Source organism: Mesorhizobium sp. M1143 (genome assembly GCF_040318435.1).
In the GTDB taxonomy this organism is placed as follows: domain Bacteria; phylum Pseudomonadota; class Alphaproteobacteria; order Rhizobiales; family Rhizobiaceae; genus Mesorhizobium.
The window spans coordinates 1-2992 of sequence record NZ_JAMYMJ010000139.1; the positions used below are offsets into that span (position 1 = coordinate 1).

General features: G+C 61.0%; 3 protein-coding genes. 1 reads left to right on the plus strand and 2 read right to left on the minus strand.

The genetic code is table 11. The features are described 5' to 3' along the window. Positions 1–197: 197 nt before the first annotated feature. Both glmS and NKH35_RS31280 read right to left on the minus strand, forming a co-directional pair. Positions 198–2018, minus strand: a complete 1821-nt coding sequence (gene glmS, locus NKH35_RS31275) for a glutamine--fructose-6-phosphate transaminase (isomerizing) (protein WP_023743985.1) — start codon at positions 2016–2018, stop codon at positions 198–200. A gap of 374 nt (positions 2019–2392) precedes the next feature. Continuing rightward, on the minus strand, positions 2393–2659 hold the full coding sequence (locus NKH35_RS31280) for a class I SAM-dependent methyltransferase (RefSeq protein ID WP_198031538.1): 267 nt from the start codon (positions 2657–2659) through the stop codon (positions 2393–2395). Positions 2660–2670: 11 nt separating this feature from the next. On the opposite strand from NKH35_RS31280, the gene NKH35_RS31285 reads away from it, so the two are divergent. Further along, positions 2671–2985 carry a hypothetical protein gene (locus tag NKH35_RS31285; RefSeq protein ID WP_352917526.1) on the plus strand — a complete coding sequence of 105 codons (315 nt, stop codon included), beginning with the start codon at positions 2671–2673 and terminating at the stop codon, positions 2983–2985. Positions 2986–2992: the final 7 nt, after the last annotated feature.

The following is a 2992-nucleotide window of genomic DNA, read 5'->3' on the forward strand; positions in this document are numbered from 1 at the left end:
AAGCAACTCGAACTTTCGGCAGGACACAGCTTACTTCGGCCAATCTCCACCGGCGAGGCAGCGAAAGACCCGCTCGTAACCGCTACCGAGTTTCGCAATTGCAGCAAACAATGGTCATCTGGTTTCATCCGGGCTTCGGATCCAGACAAGGGGTACCGCTTTCCTGGAGGCGCATCGCCACCTGTACAGGTTCACAATCATTCGACCGTGACCGATTTTGCGAGATTGCGCGGCTGGTCTACATCCGTCCCCATGAAGAGCGCCGTGTGGTAGGCTAGAAGCTGTATCGGGAGCGAGAAGATCATTGGCGCGATAATCTCGTCGACAACCGGCAGCACGAGCGTGTGCATGGTTTCGAGTTTCGATACGGCTGCCCCTTTTTCATCGGTGATGAGGATAATCCGCCCTCCACGGGCAGCCACTTCCTGCATGTTGGAAACGGTCTTGTCGAAAAGACGGTCATGGGGCGCGATGACGATCACCGGCATGTTCTCGTCTATCAAGGCGATCGGCCCGTGCTTCAATTCACCCGCTGCATAGCCCTCGGCATGAATGTAGGAAATCTCCTTGAGCTTCAGCGCACCTTCCATCGCTAGCGGGAAACTGGTGCCACGGCCGAGATACAGGACGTCACGACACTTTGACAGTTCGCGCGACAAGAACTCGATTTCCGGCTGGATGCACTCGAGTACGTGGCCCATCACGCGCGGCAATTCGGCGAGGCTCCTGACGAGCGCCTGCAGCTCGTGTTCGGGGACGGTCCCGCGGGCTCTGGCCGCGCCGATGGCGAGTGCTGCTAGAACGGCAAGCTGGCAGGTAAAAGCCTTGGTAGAGGCGACGCCGATCTCCGGTCCGGCAAGGATCGGGAAAACCGTATCGGCCTCCCGAGCGATAGTCGATTCGCAGGCATTGACGATAGCGCCAATTTTCAGCCCACGCTCCTTGCAGTACCTCAATGACGCAAGCGTATCGGCGGTTTCGCCGGACTGCGAGATGAAAAGAGCCGCCGACTGCGGCGGCAACGGGATCTCGCGGTAACGGAATTCGGACGCAACGTCGATTTCAACCGTCAGGCGCGCATAGCGCTCGAACCAGTATTTTCCGATCAGTCCGGCGAAATAGGCGGTCCCGCAGGCAGAGATCGCCAAGCTCGGGACCTTGGCGAAATCAATGCCAGGAACCATGTCGCGACTGTCTATGATGTTAATGTAATGACGGAGAGCATGGGCGATGACCTCGGGCTGCTCGTAAATCTCCTTCTCCATAAAGTGGCGATGGTTGCCCTTGTTGGCGAGATCGGCCGCGGCCGTGGAGATATGGCGCGGACGCTCGACGGGACGGCCGTCGACATCGAAGATATGGGCGCCCGAATTGCCGATAACGGCCCAGTCGCCGTCGATGAGATAGGTAATTTCATTGGTGAAGGGAGCAAGGGCGATCGCGTCGGAGCCCAGGAACATCTCGCCGTCGCCGTGACCGATCGCGAGCGGTGGTCCGTTGCGCGCCGCCGTGATGGTCGACGGTTCATCTTCGAAGAGGATGGCAAGCGCATAAGCGCCCTTGACGCGTTTCAGCATGGCACGCGTGGCCTCTTGCGGCCTCATGCCCTCTCGGCGGTATCTTGCCAAGAGATGCCCAACGACCTCGGTGTCGGTGTCGGTCTGGAACTCGGCGCCATCCGCCGCCAATTCGTCCTTCAGCTCGGTGAAATTCTCGATGATGCCGTTATGGACTACGGCGACACCGTCGCTAAAGTGCGGGTGCGCATTGCGTTCGGTCGAGGCCCCGTGGGTTGCCCAACGCGTGTGGCCGATGCCGACGTTGCCGCTCAGCGGCTCTTCCTTCAGTCGCGTCTCGAGATTGACGAGCTTGCCCTCGGCGCGCCGGCGGTGCAAGGCACCCTCGATGATCGTCGCAACGCCGGCGGAATCATAGCCGCGATATTCCAAACCCTTCAACGCGCCGATCAACCGATCCGACACCGGCTGTTGCCCAACGATGCCAACAATCCCGCACATGTTCGTCTCCGCATCTTTGCGGGCAGCACCAGCCCACGCGAGACGGATACCCGTCCGGCCGCTTTAAGTGGCGGCCTTGTAGTAGAATTCCATAATATTGGTAAAATTGATTGTTGTGATAACTACCATCCACCCGATGGATAGGTCGGCGGCTGTGGAGCCACGACCCAAACTTCTATTCGCGCCTGACGCTCTTATGAGGATCGCAAACTCACACCCGCGGCAGGATCACGGCCTCGGAAAGGCCAGGAGGGCTTGGACAGTGGACGGACGACGGGCCTGCGACCCCTTGTCAGGCAGTCGGCATCTAGGAGCATGGTGCCGCCGACTTGGGCATCGGCGATGGTCTGTCTTGGCGACAGCCTGAGTTCGCTTCAGGACCGTCGTCGTCTCGCGCGGCTGCCGGTGTCAGTTGACGATAACAAATGTCCGCCGGGGGCGAGCGCCTCGCGCACGGCACGTGCCAGCCGCGGTCGGTCCGGGACGCCGTCGAAGGCGTTGGCCGTGAAGACTCGACGGGGCGTGACACCAGAGTAGCGAGTTCGTAGCGCGTAGCCGGCGACGAATTCGCAATTGGTCGCGCCGGCGCCGGTCAGCCGGCGCTGCGCGGCCTCCAGTTGGTCGGCGTAGTGCGACGACATGGCGGGCGATCGTGGCGATCGGCACAGCCGCCCCGCAACAGAGGTCGACCACCTCCATGCCCGGCTTCAGCCCGGTTGTCGCAAGCGCCATCTTCGCTGCGGTCGCGCTTGTCATGCTGCTCTTTCCTGGCCTTTGCAAGAACACGAACCTCGGCTTCGGTCGGAATGGGAATGTGGCGAAGGGCGACCCGATTTGCGTCAAGCTCATCGCCAGGGAAGAGGCGAATGATGGGCAGCCCCACTACCGCCTGATCACCACCGGCGGCCGCCGAGGTTCCCAGCATTCGCGTTCCAAGGTCGGCATGTCGTGCTCCTCGCTGGCATAGCCGAGGC